Origin of the sequence: Xanthomonas albilineans, assembly GCF_002939705.1 — a bacterium.
GTDB classification, from domain to species: domain Bacteria; phylum Pseudomonadota; class Gammaproteobacteria; order Xanthomonadales; family Xanthomonadaceae; genus Xanthomonas_A; species Xanthomonas_A albilineans.
On record NZ_MDCB01000011.1, the window covers coordinates 52142 to 69207 of the forward strand.

Sequence of the window (17066 nt, forward strand, 5' to 3'; positions counted from 1 at the left end):
GCAAGCTCGGCCGCATGCTGACGCATGCATGAAAACGACGATACCACGCCCGCATCGCGGACACTGGTCATGCAGAACGCATCCGATCAACGACAAGTCAATCCGACGCGAGGAACAACTCCGCAAAACATCCAGGCGATGTTCAACGAAAACCGCACGCCAACGAACACAAGATGCGCCGACCAGGGGACAACGTTAGTTTGGAACATCCAGAGTTCACCATTCCTTATCCGCCGGACAGAATCTTGCACAAGGATGAAAAAGGTGCGCGAACTCACACATCCATCAACGCACCTACATCGCACAACATGTAGATTTGGATTGCCGCCCTAGACTTCGGTAGACAACTCTCATTGATGCATGAAAACCAGCCACGCACTCCAAGAAACAGACTTTTTTCCTGAGGCGATGTGTGATGGCTGTATATCTCAGCGCCTCTCGATCAACGCAATGATCTTCATCATGTTACATGCACTTTGATGAGATAACGTTGACCTTCAACTGTGCGATTGGCGTGTTGCGCAATCAGCGTCAACGCGCCGATTTGCCTAGCTTGTGACTTACCCAAAATCATGTAAATGGCGGCTCTGCAATTAATTAAAAATAAGTAAAAACACCCATCATCCCCATCAATTCGCGCCCCTACCGGGCAGCAATTTCGGTTGTGACCGAGATGCTATGCAAGCGACTCCAACAAGGATGCATATTTCATGAACTCCCCCTACCCCAGCGATTCACTGCCTTTGACCACCAACCAGCGTGCATTATGGGTGTGGCAAAAAATCCACCCCTATTATCCGATGAATTTAATCGAGGCACTGGAGTTACAAGGACCAATCCAACCCGAACTATTTTTCCAGGCAGTACGACAGCTTGTACGCGAATGTGAAAATGGCCGGACTTCCATTGTCGAAGAAAACGGCTTGCCGCGGCAATACGTTGCGGCCGAATACCAAGGCGATTTTCCGTATGTGGATATGCGCGACGCCGCTTCGCCATGGCAGGCAGCCCAGGATTGGATCATGCAGAAATTCGATCGGCCATTTGATTTAGTGCGCGATCCGCTATGGCAGTGCGTGCTTTTCCGACTGGACGACGCGCACTACCTATATGCGCAAGGCGGGCACCATCTGATAACCGATGGCTACAACAGCGCGATCAGCGTGCAGCGTCTGGCCACGCTGTACAGCAGCTATGTCGCCGGCATCGAACCGCCTGCCAATCCCATTGGCACCATGCGTGACCTGGTCGAACAGGAAGCCTCCTACCGCGCGTCGGAACGCTACCAACGCGACCGCGAATACTGGATGCAAGCACTGGCCAATCCGTCGCCACCAGTGACGCTGTCGCGCCGTCCCGGCATGTCGCAATGCCGAGGCTTACTACGCAGCAGGGGGCATCTATCCAGTGATCAGATAACGCGTCTGCACGAACTCGGCGCGCGCTATGCTGCCTCGTTGCCGCAGGTACTGATCGCCTTGGTCGCCACCTTCTACCATCGCAATACCGGCGCCGAGGATCTCATCATGAACATGCCGGTGACCGGACGCACCCGTCGCCAGCACCGCGACATACCGGGAATGATGTCCAATGCGGTGCCAATCCGCCTGGCGATGGCACCACAGGTGCCGTTCCATACCCTGTTTCCACAGGTGGCGTCGGTGGTCAAATCAGCGTTGCGGCATCAACAATATTCCGGCGAAGATATCCATCGCGACCTGGACCTTGCCTACACTAACCAGCAACTGGCAGCGCTGGGAGTGAACATCGAGCCATTCGATTACGTATTGGACTTCGCTGGTGTCAAGGCGATCCCGCATAACTTATCCAATGGAGGGGCCCATAATCTGACCATCTTCTTCTATGATCGTGGCGATCATGGCGGCGTTTACTTCGATCTCGATGCCAATCCCGCGCTGTATGCGCAAGAGGAGCTGGACGAACACCGTCGGCGCCTGCTGCAACTGATCGAATCGGTGCTGGAGGATCCCGGCCAGACATTAGGCCAGCTGGACATCCTGGGTGAGCAGGAGCGCGCGCGCCTGCTCTACGACTGGAACCGCACCGATACCCCACTGCCCGAACCGAGCACCCTGCCGCACTGGTTCGCACAGCAGGCCGCCGCCACCCCCAATGCAGCGGCCGTGCGCTACGATGGCAGGATTCTGGATTACCGTACCTTGCATCAGCGCAGCGCACAACTGGCCGCGCTATGGGTCAAGGAAGGAATATCGGCTGGTCATGTCATCGCGGTGGCCCTGCCACGCACCGAACAGTTGCTGGTGGTGTTATTGGCGGTAATGTGGAGCGGCGCCACCTATATGCCACTGGATCTGTCCGGACCATCCGAGCGCAATGCGACGATGCTACGCGAATCCGGCGCGACCGCCATGGTGTGCGAGTCCACGCACTGGCCGCACTATGCGCAAACCGGCCTGATCTGGCTCGACCCACATGCGACCACCGACATCACGCCGTTGACCGCGCCGCGTACCTCGGCCGATGGCGCTGCTTACGTGCTTTACACCTCCGGCTCCACCGGACTCCCGAAGGGCGTGGAAATCAGCCATCATAATTTGGCCAACTTCTTGTTCGCGATGCAGCACGAACTGCAATTGAAGACGAGCGACCGGGTGCTGGCACTAACCACGATCAATTTTGATATCGCTGCGTTGGAGCTGTATTTGCCGCTAATCTGCGGCGCAAGCTTAGTCATGGCCGAAGATAATATGCAACATGACCCGATCGGTCTGTCCCGATTAATCGCCAGCGAACGTATCACCTTGATAGAAGCAACGCCCTCGATGTGGCAAGTGCTGCTCGCCAACGTGGAGTTACCGTTGCAGCATGTGCATGCGCTGATCGGCGGCGAAGCACTCAACGCTCCGTTGGCGACCCAACTACTGCAGCGTGCCGAGCGGTTGACGCAAATGTACGGCCCCACCGAAACCACGGTCTGGTCCACCATGATGCCCCTGACCCTGGACGATGTGGCATCAGGGTCACTGCCGATCGGTCGACCGGTGTACAACACGCGCATCTATGTCCTTGATGCCCAACAGCAGCCGGTGCCCACCGGCGTCAGCGGCGAGATCTACATCGGCGGCGCCGGCGTAGCAAGAGGCTACCGCAACCGGAAGGAACTCAGTGACGCGCGCTTCATGCCCGATCCATTCGCCACCGATGGCGGACGCATGTACCGCACCGGCGACCTCGGACGCTGGCGCGAGGATGGGGTACTGGAATTCATCGGCCGCGCCGATGCGCAATTGAAGATCCGCGGATACCGGGTGGAGCCGGGAGAAGTGGAAGCGGCCTTGCTGCACCATCCGGCGATTGCCTCAGCGGCTGTCCTAGGCCACCGCGATAGCAATGGCACGATGCACCTGGTGGCCTATCTGGTGGCGGCCGACGGTGCGACGCTGCCGGCACTGGACGCGCTACGCAAGCAGTTGCAAGGGCGTTTGCCGGACCACATGATGCCCTCCACCTGCATAACCTTGCCGACCTTGCCGCTGACTCCGAACGGCAAGCTCGACCGCAAGGCACTGCCGCTACCGGAAAAGACCAGCGCACAGCGCTACGTGGCGCCGCGCAACGAACTGGAACAACGCCTGGTCGCGCTATGGCAGAGCATGCTGAAAGTGGAGCGGGTCGGCATCCACGACAACTTCTTCGAACTGGGCGGCAATTCGTTGACCGCAGCCGAACTACTGGCGCGGTTTCCCAGCCAATTCGGGATCGAACTACCGCTGGGCAGCCTGTTCCAGGCATCCACCGTGGCCGGGCTGGCGACGCTGATCGTCAGTGACGACAACGTACACAGCGATCCGCTCGCCCCCTTGCTGCGGCTACGCAAGGGCGATGAGAGCAATCCACCGCTATTCTGTATCCATCCGGTGGTCGGGCTGGGTTGGTCGTATTTTGCCTTGCTCGGCCAACTCGATCCAAGTTATCCGGTCTATGCATTGCAAGCACCGGCCTTGCGTAGTGGCGTGGCATTGCCGGACAGCATCGAGACAATCGCCAGCGAATACTTGCGACGCATCCGCGGCATCCAGCCACAGGGACCGTATCGGTTACTGGGCTGGTCGCTGGGCGGGTTGATTGCCCACGCAATGACCGCTCAATTGCATGCCGACGGCCAGGAGGTGGAACTGCTGGTCATGCTTGATGCATACCCTTACCGTCAGCACATCAATGCGCTGGGCGACGATGCGGCCAGGATACAAGCCACCATGGAATTCCTCGGGATCCGCCTATCTCCCGACCAGCCGGCTCCAGTGCATGTGACCGATCTATCGATGCTGGTGTGCGAACACTATGGCTTGCTGTCGCTGCCGTTGATGGAGCAATTTCTGAAGAAAGACCCACAGTTGCTGAACCGCATCGCCGTGCTGGCAGATCAGCAAATAGCACTGGCCAGCCACTATCGGCCGCAATGCGTGGACGTGGATGTGCTGTTCTTCGATGCGGAAATCAAGCCAGCGCTTGACCTGTCGTCGATGCTGGATCAGCGTCCCGATAGCTGGCGCGATTTCGTTGGTGAATTGGACGTGCATTCGATCCACAGCGACCACCAATCGATGCTGCAGCCTGCGACAGCAGCGCAGATCGCCCGGATCGTGGATGCGCGCCTGCATCGACGCACGCATGCAGCAGGCAGGCCAGTGATCACAGCGCACCCCGTCAGCGAGATACTGGCCCATGGCTGAGTCCGGCTCAACCGTCACCATCTTCACCCTGGGTACGCGTGGCGATCTCCAGCCACTATTGGCGCTGGGCCAGGGACTACAACAACGTGGCCACACCGTGCGTATCGCCACCAGTGTCAACTTCGCCGAGCAGATTCGTGCGGCAGGTTTTGTCTTCTTCGAATTGAGCGGCGATTTTCAGTCCACCCTCAACGACAATCCGAACCTGGGCGATCTCGGGCTGGAGATGCTGGCGGTAGCCAGGATGTTTCGCGAGCGCATGACATGTTGGGCCAAGGATTGGGCCACGCAAGGGCAATTGGCGTGCAATGGGGCAGACCTGCTGATCGGTGTTGGCAATGCCAACCTGCTGGCCAAGCTACTTGGCGAAGCCTTTGCAATTCCGGTGGTGTTCGCGCATTTGATGCCGTTGACGCCTTCCCGGTACTTGCCGCCGATGTCGTTGACCAGTCGCACTCTGCCAGGGCCTTTGAATATTGCCGCCTATCAAGCGCTGCGCCTTGCGATGTGGCGGATAATGGTGAAGCCCACCATCGATCAATGCGTGCGTGCGCTTGGGCTGCCTGCTTATCCTTGGTACGGGCCTTACTTCCAGCGACGGTGGGCGCAGATCCGCGTGGTGTATGGCTTCAGCCAGCACGTGGTATCGCGTCCCGCCGACTGGCCGGATTCGGCACAGATCTGCGGATATTGGATGCTACAGGAACCGCAATGGCAGCCACCTACGGCGTTGCAGGCGTTTCTCGACGCTGGTCCGGCACCGGTCTATATCGGTTTTGGTAGCATGGTCACCGGGGATCCACAGGCATTGACCGCGACGGTGATCGAAGCGGTACGACGCAGTGGCCGGCGCGCCATACTTGCCGGCGGCTGGGGTGCGCTGGACACGGCACACGTGGAAGCGGATGCGCAGATCTTTCCGCTGCAACAGGCACCGCACAGTTGGCTGTTTCCGCGCATGGCCGCGGTTGTGCACCACGGTGGTGCCGGCACCACCGGTGCGGCGGCGGCGGCGGGCGTGCCCTCGGTGGTGGTTCCGTTCTTCCTCGACCAACCATTTTGGGCACACTGCCTGGCGCGGCAGGGCGTGGCACCACCGGCAATTGTACGTAGAAAAATGCAAGCACAGACCCTGACCGACGCCATCAACCAGACAACGCAACCGGCGATGGTGCGAGCAGCGGCGCAACTGGGCCAACGCATCCGTGCCGAGGATGGGGTAACGACGGCTGTGGATTGGCTGGAGCGCTGGGGCGTTTTGCCCCGACTTCAGCGCGACGATCCGGTGCGCACAGCGCCGCGTCATGCGCTTGACGCGCGACTCCCTTAGCCCCGGTCGCGGATGTGTGGTGACGTGCGGCAGGGCTCGGCGGCGTACCGAACCCCGCCGTTCGACGCAAGCAAGCCAAAACAGCTCCCGACGCGCCTGCGTGCGCTCACGCCATGCATTGGCTCGATGACCATGTTCATCCCGACAGTGTCTTTATGCACATTCACTGGCGGCACCATCGCGCCTAGGATGCCGTTCCCCATTGCCGAGCGCCCGCGCGTGTCGAATCCCTCATCGCCCCTGCTCGCCAGCGCGCTATTGCTGGCCATGTTGCCGTTCTCCACCGCGCTCGCCACCGAGACGGCGCACAACAATGAGAAGTCCGATGCAGCCGAGCATGCCGACGCGGACAAGCCCGCGCCGCTGCCAGCCGATGCGCAAACCAGCCAGACCACCCAGTTGAACGGCAAGACACTGCATTATAAGGTCAAGGTCGGCACGCTCCCGATCAAAGACAGCCAAGGCAAAATCATCGCCGACGTGGTGTACACCGCTTACACCATGGACGGCAAGGACCGACCGGTCACCTTCGCGCTGAACGGCGGCCCCGGAGCGGCCTCGGTCTATCTGAATCTGGGCGCGATCGGCCCCAAGGTGGTCACTTTCGGCAGCGAGGGCGACAGTACCTCGGCACCGGCCCAGCTGCACGACAACCCTGGCACCTGGCTGGATTTCACCGACCTGGTGTTCATCGATCCGGTCGGCACGGGTTTCAGTCGCTCCCGCATCGGCGAGGAACAGGCCAAGAAACAGTTCTATACCCCCAAGGCCGACGTCGAGTATCTGTCGCGCACCATCTACGACTGGCTGCTGAAAAACCAGCGCCTGCAATCGCGCAAGTACCTGGTCGGCGAAAGCTATGGCGGCTTCCGCGGCCCACGCATCACCCATTATCTACAGACCCGGCTCGGGGTGGGGATGAATGGCGTGGTGCTGGTCTCGCCATATCTGAACCCGATGGACGACAACGGCGACGTCTCGCCGCTGCCGTGGATGCTGACCCTACCCTCGATCACAGCCGCGCATCTGGAGCGCGAAGGACGCCTGACGCCCGAGGCAATGCACAAGGTGATCGAATACACCCGCGGCGATTACGTCACTGCGCTGCTGCGCGGACGTTCGGACCCGGCGGGCAGCGCACGCATGATCGAGCAGGTGACCGCAATGACGGGACTGGATCCGGTTTTCGTGCGCCGCGCAGGCGGTCGCCTGGAAACCCAAGCCTATCTGCGCGAGGTGTTCCGCGACAAAGCCGAACTCGGCAGCCGCTACGATTCCAACGTCACCGCCTTCGACCCGTTCCCTAACGCACCCGAGCAGCGTTCCAACGATCCAATACTGGACAGCATCATTGCTCCCACCACCACCGCGATGGTCGACTTCGTGACCCGTGTAGTCGGCTGGAAAGTGGATGCGCGCTACCATGCGCTGAATTACGACTTGAACGCACTGTGGGATTGGAACGACGATCCACACAAAGGCTCAGTGACCGAACTGCGACAGATGGTGGCGATCGATCCCAAACTGCGCGTGCTGATCGTGCACGGCTGGAACGACCTCTCCTGCCCCTTCATGGGTTCGGTGCTGATCGTGGACCAGATGCCGGTGATGGGCAATGACCCGAACCGGGTTCAGGTCAAGAATTACCCCGGCGGCCACATGTTCTACAACCGCGCCGATAGCCAGCGCGCGCTAAGGCAGGATGTGATGGCGATGTATAAGGCCAATTGAACCCGAAGATCCGCAAGTACCGCACGATGGGCCGAAATGAAATCCGCACCGGCAGCCCTACGGGCCGGCCGGTGCGCTAAAGAATTGGTCCAGCCGCGGATGCCTGCATCCTTGAAGCAGCCCTGAGCGTCGCTTTGGGCCGCACAGCTGGTAGGCCAAGCATGCGCGCAGCACTGTTACGACGGCGTCCTGACGGCGTTGCGAAATAATGTCGCCCACCACGCCGAAGACTGTAATCGAAGTGACCACGCGCGCCCCGACGCGGCGGCGGCCAAAGGCGAAAGAAGTCATCGCTCCCCGCTGCGCGCATCAGCACTGTGACAATGGTCGCCCGCCGATAGGACTGAACAACACAATAGCCTATCCGTCCGGATACGAAATGCGCGAAACTGCTCCGCAACGCGCAGTCCGGCATGAAACTTGCCTTCCAAATACGGATGCTTTTGCCTAACCGCACCGCTCTATGCCTATCGTTTCTCGCATCATCCCTCCATGCCACCCAAGCCCGCACGGCCCTGCGAGCCTGGCGCCATGAGTCTGTCCATGCGCCGGCAATTCCGGCTCGGCATCATCAAGATCCTCGGGCCGTCCACCTCGGCACTGTTCCTGCTGTTCGGGGCCTACCAGGCATCGCTGGACCAACCCTGGGCGGCGGTCGCCAACCTGGCATTGGCGAATCTGGCGGCGCTGGCAACCTGGCTGTCGTTGCACCATGGCGACGGACGCATGGGCCCCTTGCTATCGCTGAGTTGGCTACTGGGTTGCGCCCTGGTGTGCCATGTGCTTCACCATGCGGCGGTGCCATGGCTGTACTTGGTGATGATGAGCAACTTCTTCGTGGTCGGGCGCACGGTGGGACTGGCCTGCAACATCACGCTGATCGTGATGCTGCTGCTCATCATCCCAGGCACTTTCCTCGGCCCGGAACATATGTTCTCGCTGTTGACGGTTTCGCTCCTCATCACCGGGCTGGGCTATATGCTGTCGCTGCGCCTGGAAGACGACCGGGTGCAACTGGAACAACTGGCCTCGCACGACGCACTGACCGCTTTACCAAACCGACGCATGCTGGAACGCAGCCTGTCACAATGCGTGACCGACCCGCGCCGGACGGTGCGGCGACACGGACTGGTCGTGCTGGACATCGATCACTTCAAAAAGGTCAACGACCTGCACGGGCACGCCGAAGGCGACCGAACCCTGACCGAACTCGCCGCCTTGCTGCGACTGCAAGTGCATGCGCCGGACGAGGTGTTCCGCTTCGGCGGCGAAGAATTCGTGATCGTGACCCGGCTGCAATCGATACACGAACTGACCGCGTTCACCAAGCGCCTGTATGAGGCAACGCGCAGCGTCCTGCATAGCCCCAGCGGGGCCATCACCGTGTCCTTGGGCGCGGCGATGCTGTGCGACGAACAACAATGGCAGGACTGGTTCTCGCGCGCGGACGCCGCGCTCTATCAGGCCAAGAACAACGGCCGCGATACCTACGTAGTGGCCGAGGACGTAACACAGGACTGAGCGCGGCGCTCAACACCGCACGAGCGCATCGTCGCCGGGCCGACGCAGGCATTGACAGCAAATCCGTATCGCCAGAGTTGGATCAGGAACGCAGCGGCACCACACGAATCTCCACACGACGGTTCTGCGCACGCCCGGCCTCGGTGCTGTTGTCGGCGATCGGATACTTCTTGCCAGCACCCAGCGTCTGGATACGCTCGGGCTGCACGCCCTGCGCGGTCAGGTAGGCCGCCACCGAGGACGCACGCTGTTCGGACAGACGTTGATTGACCGCATCGCTGCCGATGTTGTCGGTATGACCGACCACTTCGATCATGGTCTGATTGTACTCGCTCAACGTCTTCGCCACGCCGTTGAGCGCGGAATAAAACTGCGGCTTGAGCGTGGACTGATTGAAATCGAAAGTGATGCCGTCGGGCAGGTTCAAGGTGATGTTGTCGCCATCGCGGCGCACGTCGATGCCGGTGTTAGCGGTGCGTTCGCGCAACGCGCGCTCCTGGCGGTCCTGATAATTACCGATCGCCGCGCCGCTCAGCGCACCGATACCGGCGCCAATCATCGCGTGCTGGCGACGTTCGGTGGCACTACTGCCACTGAGCAGACCGGCGACCACTCCCACTGCGGTTCCGATCAACGCACCGCGCCCGGTACGATTCTCTTGCTCGGTGGGCTGACCGTTTTGATCGCGTTGTACATACGATCCGCCGGTGGCGCAGGCCGATAGCAACAGCGCACCGATCAGTGCAACAGACAGACTTGAAAGGGCGATCGCTTTCATCGTGATCTCTACCGAAAATGGATGGAGGGGCGGTCAGCTTAAACAGTCCTGTGCGCGATGCGGATAAACTTGGACATGCGCGGCATGCGCACGGTTCAGGGAAGCGACAACAAGCCTTCCGCATCCACTGCACGCAACGGATACTCCCAGTCCCCCATCAGCGCCAGGTACAGCAGTTTCTCGAACTCGGCCGCCACACGCCGCATCACCGCATCCGGATCGGGAATCAGCCGCGCATCGCCGATCAGGCCGAAATGCACGCGATGGTTGTAGCTCATGATCGACACGCCAACGCCGATCGAGCCGGTCTGCGGCACCCAGAACATCATCTCGCGCACCCCACTCCCCGCCAGATACAGCGGTTGCTGTGGCCCCGGCACGTTGGTTGCCACCGTGGTCGCTTTGCGGCTGAACAAATCCAGCGCCGCCGACTGCAACGCCGCCGGCGCCATCCCCACCGCAGCCAACAACCCGAACACCACCATCGCCTGACGCGACTGCTTGAGTTGTTGCATCGACGCGGCGACACACTGCAGCCGCCGCACCGGATTGGCTTCGCCCACCGGCAAATCCAGGAACACCAGACCGAAGTGGTTACCGAGCTTGCGCGCGTGTTCAAGCGGACGCAGATTGACCGGCACCGTGGCGCGCAGGGTCACTCCCTCCAGGCGTTCGCCGCGTTCGAGCATGTAGTCGCGCAACGCACCGGCCATGGTCGCCATCAGCACATCGTTGACCGTGCAATCGCAAGCGCGGCCAACTGCCTTCACTTCGCTCAAGTCCAGCGGCGCGGCCCAGGCCACACGCTTGCTGACGCCTAGACGACCGCGCAGCAGCGTGGGCGGATCGTCGGACAACAGCAGCGCGTTGACCAGTTCGCGGCCGATCAGCCCGCCTTCGCGCGCCAGTATGGTCGGCAGGTTAGGATCCTGCGCCATTGCCCGACCTTTATCGAGCATGCGCCCGCCCAGCTTGAGATAACGATCCATCGCACCGACCCGGCGCACCACCTCCTTGCCATCGTCTTTCAGCCAGGCGCGGCCAAGTTGTGCCGACGGCTCCGGCACGCGTTGCGTATCAGTCAGCGACAACAGCACCTGCACCAGAGCGATACCGTCGGCATAGCTGTGGTGGATACGCACCACCAAAGCCGAACCGCCCTCGTAGCGCTCGATCAAATGGAATTGCCACAGCGGCTTGGTTTTGTCCAAGGACGTAGACGCCATCTGCCCGGCAAACCGCTCCAGCGCTTTCTTCTGCCCACGCCCAGGCAATGCCGACAGACGCACGTGCCAATCCAAGTCGAAATCGTCGTCGCGTTGCCAATAGGCCCCGGTGGCGGCCTCCACCGGCTTTTGCAGAAAACGTGGAAACGCCAGGAAACGTTTGCGCACCAATTGTTTGAGCCGCTCTAACGTCAATGGCTCGTCCAACATCAGCACGCCGGTGATCATCATCGGATTGGTCGGCCGGTCCATCCGCAACCAGGCGGTATCCACGCGGGACATCGGTTCGCGCTGCGAATTACGGCGAGCTGATCTGCTGGCGGCCATGCGGGCTCCTGTGCGGATCCGGAGTGAATCATGGCCCGGCGAAGGGCGTCAATCGTGTCCGCGCTGTTCTCGCGCAGCGCGACTACTCAGCCAGCGACGGTTTCACGGTACGCGGCCAGCGCGGCATCGCGGCCAGCGGCCAGATCGACGATCGGCTGACGCGGATAGTGCGGCGCGACACGCGCCAAACGCTGCGGCGCCAACCACGGCGCGAAACGATCGGGGACCGGCAGCGCCGCCAGCTCCGGCACCCAGCGCGCGATGTACGCGCCCTGCGGATCGAACTTCTGCGCCTGCGTGACCGGATTGAACACGCGAAAATACGGTGCGGCATCGGCACCTGTACCAGCCACCCATTGCCAACCCAGCGTGTTGTTGGCGAGATCGGCATCAACCAGCGTGTCCCAGAACCAGCGCGCCCCCTCGGACCAATGCACGCGCAGATGCTTGCACAGATAGCTGGCGACGATCATGCGCACGCGATTGTGCATCCAGCCGGTGCGCCACAACTCGCGCAGACCGGCATCGACGATCGGCACGCCGCTACGTCCACGTTGCCATGCCTGCAACTGCACAGGATCCGGGGTCGCCCAGCGGAAACGCTCGAAGCGCGGATTGAGGTTACGCTCAGGCGTATGCGGAAAATGGTGCAGCAAGTGATAAGCGAAATCGCGCCAGCCAAGTTGACGGATATAACCATCGATCGCCGTAGCGGTGGCGGCGCGACGTTGCTGTTGCACAGCGGCGACAATCCGCCATGGGGCAATTTCACCGAAATGCAGGTGTGGCGACAAACGCGACGTGCCGACCTGATCGGGCCGATCGCGACCGGCAACATAGTCGCGTAGTGCGCCATCGACGAATACGTCCAGGGCCTCGTGCGCCCCCTCTTCGCCCGGCTGCCAGAACTCCCAGAAGCCGCGGTCCCAATCGTGCGCCGACATCAACCCGAGCGCGTCCAGCGCCAGGCTGTGCAGTGCCTGCGGCGGCGGCGGTAACGTGACCGGCGCGGGCATCGGCGCAGGCACCTGCCAGCGACTCAGCGCACTGCGCCAGAACGGGGTGAACACCTTGTACGGGCCACCTTGCTGGGTCGCCAATTGCCAAGGCTCGAACAACAACGCGCCATTGTGGCTATGCACCTCCAATCCGAGCGCGCGCAGGTCGCGCTTGAGCCGGGCATCGCGCGGCTGCGTGGCCGGTTCGTAACGGCGATTCCAGTACACCGCGACCGCCCCGCATTCGGCGATCAGCTGGCGCAGCGCGTGCTCGGCCGGCCCCTGCCGCAGGATCAAGCGCGAACCGCAGGCGCGCAATTGCGCGTCCAACGCGGCCAGCGAGCGTTGTAGCCAAGCGCACGACGCGGCACCGGCCGCCCAGTCGCCTTCGTCCTCGGGACTGTGCAGGTAGACCGGTATCGGGGTATGTCCCGCCACGAGGGCGGCCTGCAAGGCGGGCTGATCGTGCAGGCGTAGATCGCGTCGAAACCAGACGATGGCGTAGCTCATACGCACGCGAGGAGCAGCGAGAGATGCGCCATGATACGGATCGATCGCATCGACAAGGTGAGTACCACCAGAACCACGTCGACCTCCCGCATTAGCCCGTAGCGCGGCAACGCCCGCCGCATCGACAATGCCGCAGATGCGGCAAAGCGCGGCGCGCAACTACTCGAAAGCGCCGATCGAATCGTGGGCGAGATTGTCGAAGCGGGTGTATTCGCCGAAGAACTTGAGCTTGCACGACCCGGTCGGACCACCGCGGTGCTTGCCGATGATGATCTCGGCCAGCCCTTTGTCCGGCGAATTTTCCTTGTTGTAGTAGTCGTCGCGGTAGATGAACACGATCATGTCCGCGTCCTGCTCGATGGCGCCGGATTCGCGCAGGTCCGCCATCACCGGGCGCTTGTCCGTGCGCGTCTCCAACGAGCGATTGAGCTGGGACAACGCGATCACCGGCACGCCCAATTCCTTGGCCAGGCCCTTGAGCGAACGCGAGATTTCCGAAATCTCGGTGGCGCGGTTCTCGCTGTTGCCAGGAACCGACATCAGTTGCAGATAGTCGATCACGATCAGGCCCAGATCGTGCTCGCGCTTGAGCCGGCGCGCCTTGGAGCGCAACACCTCCGGCGACACGCCCGGGGTATCGTCGATGAAGATCTTGGTTTCCTTGAGCATCTTGATCGCGCCGGTGACCCGTGCCCAGTCCTCATCTTCGAGCTGGCCGGTGCGCAGGCGCTGAGCATTGATGCGGCCATTGGAGGAAATTAGGCGCATCGCCAGCTGCGAGGCGGACATTTCCATCGAGAACACCGCCACTGCTTTCTTCGACTTGATCGCCGCGTACTCGGCGATGTTCAGCGCCAAGGTGGTCTTGCCCATCGCCGGACGCGCGGCGAGGATGATCAGGTCGGTCGGCTGCAGGCCGGCAGTCATCGCATCGAAATCGCTATAGCCGGTCGGCAGGCCGGTGATGTTGCCGCCGCTCTCGAAGCGGCTGCGCAGTTCCTCGAACGCGTCCTTCAATGCGCCGGGCATGGCGACGAAATCGCGGCGCCCGCGTGCGCCGGCCTCGGCGATCTGGAACACCGCCTTCTCCGCCGAGGCCAGCAGCTCCGCGCTCTCGCGGCCCTCCGGCTGAAAACCGTCGTTGACGATCGCCGTACCGACCTCGATCAATTGCCGCAGCACCGCTTTGTCGCGCACGATTTCGGCGTAGGCGCCGATGTTGGCAGCCGAAGGCGTGGTGCTAGCCAACTCGATCAGATAAGCGCCATCGCCGACCATCTCCAGCTTGCCCTGCGACTCGAACCACTCGCCCAGGGTCACCGCGTCGAACGGACGGTCCTTTTCGGCGAGTTCGCGGATCGCGCGGTAGATCAACTGGTGGTCGCGCCGGTAGAAATCCTTGTCGGTGAGCTGGTCGTTGATCCGGTCGTAGGCGTCCGGTGCCAGCATCAGGCCGCCAAGCACGGCCTGTTCCGCTTCGATCGAGTGCGGTGGCACGCGCAATTGATCCAGACGCGGCTCGCTGCGTTCGCCACGCTCGCTTTTGCGATCGCCGCGGTAGCCGGGACGTGCTGACATGGGCAGGGGTTTCTCTCTGGAGGCGCAGTCGGCGGGCGCGGCTTCACCGCAGCCCGACCGCAGATGCTAATCGACGGTGTGGAAACCAGCCAGGGACAAATCTGTGGACAACCCGTTGAGAACCTGCCAGAACCGTTGCGTGGCGCCGGTTTCCCCATTCCACCGGCCCAGGCCAACCCGATGAGTTACCTCGCCGCTCTAATGTGCGGTCTCGACAACGCTCACGGGCGCAATGCGTCGGCACATGTCCACGAAACCCATGCAGTCGATGCGAACGTCCACCATGCAAATGCGCACATGCGAAGGCCGGCGCATGCGCCGGCCTTCGTCGGGAACCTTCGCCGCCGAATCAGCGTTGGCTGATGGTATCGACGGCCGAGGCCGTCTGCGTCACCAACCGCCCATCGAGCACCGGCAGGCGATCGCTATTGGGCTTTTGGTCCATGCGCACGGTCTTTTCCTGGCCGTCGTAGCGGTAAGTCACGTCGTAGCCCTTGACCACGTCCTGGCTGCCCAACTCGATGCGGCTCCCCGGCCGGGTGTCCATACGCATCGTACCGGTGGTGCCATCGTCGTTGCGATAGGTCACGTCGTAGCCGGTGATACGGGAGGACTCGGCGACGCCATCCTCGGTGTGGCAACGGCGCACGTCACGATCCACCACCCGGCCACCGACGTAATTCTGCTCGATGCGATTGCCGATGAAGCCGCCGGCGACCGCACCGGCCGCGGTCGCGACACTGCGACCACCGCCATGACCGACCTGGTTACCGGCCAAGCCACCGACCAAGGCACCGATCACGGTACCGCCGATGTTGTTGACGTCGCGCCGCGGCAGGCGCTCCTGCACCACCACGTCGTGACACACATGCCGCGGCATGTCGGTGGTGGCGATCTCGCGCAACGGCTGGACGCCGATCACATCGGCATAGTGCGGCTGCTGCTGGGTGATCGGATCCACCCGTACGACATCGGCGTACTCCAGCCTGCCGCCGACACCGTTGCCGAGCGGACTGTCGCCGCGGCTACTGTCCAACGCCGGACGTACATCGGCGCTGCCGGAGTAATCGTCGGACCTGTTGTGGTTGTTCATGAACGCCGCCGTCGCGGCACCGCCGACCAGCAATGCGCCAGCCGCGACCAGAATGGTTGTCGTCGTGGTCTTCATCGTCTCTCTCCTGTCTGTCCTGCGGGCTGGCCGCGTTGTCTACGGTGCTGTGATTATCACGCCGAAGCTGAACAAATCCGCTACCTATTCAGCCATATTCAGCAATCTACTCCAACGTCATCGGCGACCACGATAAAAACGCCAGCATGACGGGCGTGTTAGCGTTTCCATCCACTGGTCGGAGAACCCTCCATGCCTTACTCGATCATGCTGGCGCTGCCGCAATGAGCCGGAAATTGCGCGACCCGAGGCGTTTGCGGATGGTCACCGACCGATTCGTGTCGGGCATGCAACAGCCTGGGCCGCCGATCTCCAGCACGCCTCATCTGCACCACTGAGCACCGATGGAATTGATCGACAGCCACTGTCATTTGGACGCGGACGCCTTCGACCACGACCGCGCTGCGGTCATCGCCCGCGCGCAGAACGCCGGCGTCGTCGCACAGATCGTGCCCGCGGTGACGGCGGCCTCCTGGCCCACACTGCGCGCGGTGTGCGCGACGGCGCCAGATCTGCATTCTGCCTATGGGTTGCATCCGCTGTTCCTGGCACAACATCGGTCCACACACTTGGAAGCACTCGCCGACTGGGTCGCCCGCGAACGCCCCTGCGCAATCGGCGAATGCGGCCTGGACTTCTTCGTCGCTGGACTTGATCCCACCGAGCAGCAACGCTACTTCGCCGCGCAACTGCACTTGGCACGCACGTTCGACCTGCCCGTGATCGTGCATGCGCGGCGCTCGGTGGACGCGGTGATCCTGGCGATCCGCAAAGTCGGACGCCTGCGTGGCGTCGTGCACAGTTTCGCTGGCAGCGCCGAGCAAGCCCGGCAATTGCGCGACCTGGATTTTCTGATCGGCCTCGGTGGTCCGATCACCTACCCGCGTGCGCAACGGCTACGACGACTGGCCACAGAACTGCCACTGCAGCAGTTACTGCTGGAAACAGATGCACCCGACCAACCCGACGCATCGATCCGTGGTCAACGTAACGAACCGGCACGGTTGCGCACTGTGCTGGACACCATTGCCACGCTGCGTCGCGAGCCAGCGGCCGTCATCGCCGCACAGACAACACGCAATGCACAGCAGTTGTTCGGACTGCAAACAACCTCCACAGAACCGTGCTGACAGCGCATTTGCAGGTATTTCGAACGAAACTGTGAAATGGGCAGCGCGATCTGC

Annotated in this window: 10 protein-coding genes; 5 read left to right on the top strand and 5 right to left on the bottom strand. The window is 61.9% G+C overall.

Annotated elements, in window-relative coordinates:
- Positions 1-710: 710 nt before the first annotated feature.
- From XalbCFBP2523_RS10925 to XalbCFBP2523_RS10945, 4 genes are all read left to right on the top strand, one after another.
- Positions 711-4715: a non-ribosomal peptide synthetase gene (locus XalbCFBP2523_RS10925; protein WP_045765559.1), complete on the top strand. Its 4005-nt coding sequence runs from the start codon at positions 711-713 to the stop codon at positions 4713-4715.
- Positions 4708-6045: a glycosyltransferase gene (locus XalbCFBP2523_RS10930; protein ID WP_045765558.1), complete on the top strand. Its 1338-nt coding sequence runs from the start codon at positions 4708-4710 to the stop codon at positions 6043-6045. The genes XalbCFBP2523_RS10925 and XalbCFBP2523_RS10930 overlap by 8 nt, the downstream gene beginning before the upstream one ends.
- Positions 6046-6312: 267 nt before the next feature.
- On the top strand, positions 6313-7776 hold the full coding sequence (locus tag XalbCFBP2523_RS10940) for a S10 family peptidase (protein WP_104629957.1): 1464 nt from the start codon (positions 6313-6315) through the stop codon (positions 7774-7776).
- A gap of 531 nt (positions 7777-8307) precedes the next feature.
- On the top strand, positions 8308-9297 hold the full coding sequence (locus tag XalbCFBP2523_RS10945) for a GGDEF domain-containing protein (RefSeq protein ID WP_045765556.1): 990 nt from the start codon (positions 8308-8310) through the stop codon (positions 9295-9297).
- A gap of 82 nt (positions 9298-9379) precedes the next feature.
- On the opposite strand, the gene XalbCFBP2523_RS10950 is transcribed toward XalbCFBP2523_RS10945, so the two are convergent.
- The 5 genes from XalbCFBP2523_RS10950 to XalbCFBP2523_RS10970 all read right to left on the bottom strand — a co-directional run bounded on the left by XalbCFBP2523_RS10950 (position 9380) and on the right by XalbCFBP2523_RS10970 (position 15882).
- A complete protein-coding gene (locus XalbCFBP2523_RS10950) occupies positions 9380-10075 on the bottom strand; it encodes a YiaD family glycine zipper/OmpA-like lipoprotein (RefSeq protein ID WP_012915660.1) in 696 nt (231 codons plus the stop codon).
- A gap of 95 nt (positions 10076-10170) precedes the next feature.
- Entirely contained in the window at positions 10171-11583 is a 1413-nt protein-coding gene (locus tag XalbCFBP2523_RS10955; protein ID WP_230595874.1) for a WS/DGAT/MGAT family O-acyltransferase, read from the bottom strand.
- Between the two features lie 131 nt (positions 11584-11714).
- Complete coding sequence (locus tag XalbCFBP2523_RS10960) at positions 11715-13136, bottom strand: cryptochrome/photolyase family protein (RefSeq protein WP_045765554.1); 1422 nt, start codon at positions 13134-13136, stop codon at positions 11715-11717.
- Between the two features lie 159 nt (positions 13137-13295).
- Complete coding sequence (locus XalbCFBP2523_RS10965) at positions 13296-14714, bottom strand: replicative DNA helicase (protein ID WP_012915657.1); 1419 nt, start codon at positions 14712-14714, stop codon at positions 13296-13298.
- Positions 14715-15063: 349 nt separating this feature from the next.
- On the bottom strand, positions 15064-15882 hold the full coding sequence (locus tag XalbCFBP2523_RS10970; RefSeq protein WP_045765553.1) for a glycine zipper 2TM domain-containing protein: 819 nt from the start codon (positions 15880-15882) through the stop codon (positions 15064-15066).
- 344 nt (positions 15883-16226) lie between these two features.
- Between XalbCFBP2523_RS10970 and XalbCFBP2523_RS10975 the strand changes: the two genes are divergently transcribed.
- Positions 16227-17012, top strand: a complete 786-nt coding sequence (locus tag XalbCFBP2523_RS10975) for a TatD family hydrolase (protein ID WP_045757912.1) — start codon at positions 16227-16229, stop codon at positions 17010-17012.
- Positions 17013-17066 lie beyond the last annotated feature (54 nt).

What these genes read in the sequence shown, in the direction of transcription:
- XalbCFBP2523_RS10925 (WP_045765559.1), top strand. Translation starts at nt 711, where the DNA reads ATGAACTCCCCCTACCCCAGCGATTCACTGCCTTTGACCACCAACCAG.
- XalbCFBP2523_RS10930 (WP_045765558.1), top strand. Translation starts at nt 4,708, where the DNA reads ATGGCTGAGTCCGGCTCAACCGTCACCATCTTCACCCTGGGTACGCGT.
- XalbCFBP2523_RS10940 (WP_104629957.1), top strand. Translation starts at nt 6,313, where the DNA reads ATGTTGCCGTTCTCCACCGCGCTCGCCACCGAGACGGCGCACAACAAT.
- XalbCFBP2523_RS10945 (WP_045765556.1), top strand. Translation starts at nt 8,308, where the DNA reads ATGAGTCTGTCCATGCGCCGGCAATTCCGGCTCGGCATCATCAAGATC.
- XalbCFBP2523_RS10950 (WP_012915660.1), bottom strand. Translation starts at nt 10,075, where the DNA reads ATGAAAGCGATCGCCCTTTCAAGTCTGTCTGTTGCACTGATCGGTGCG.
- XalbCFBP2523_RS10955 (WP_230595874.1), bottom strand. Translation starts at nt 11,583, where the DNA reads ATGTCCCGCGTGGATACCGCCTGGTTGCGGATGGACCGGCCGACCAAT.
- XalbCFBP2523_RS10960 (WP_045765554.1), bottom strand. Translation starts at nt 13,136, where the DNA reads ATGAGCTACGCCATCGTCTGGTTTCGACGCGATCTACGCCTGCACGAT.
- XalbCFBP2523_RS10965 (WP_012915657.1), bottom strand. Translation starts at nt 14,714, where the DNA reads ATGTCAGCACGTCCCGGCTACCGCGGCGATCGCAAAAGCGAGCGTGGC.
- XalbCFBP2523_RS10970 (WP_045765553.1), bottom strand. Translation starts at nt 15,882, where the DNA reads ATGAAGACCACGACGACAACCATTCTGGTCGCGGCTGGCGCATTGCTG.
- XalbCFBP2523_RS10975 (WP_045757912.1), top strand. Translation starts at nt 16,227, where the DNA reads ATGGAATTGATCGACAGCCACTGTCATTTGGACGCGGACGCCTTCGAC.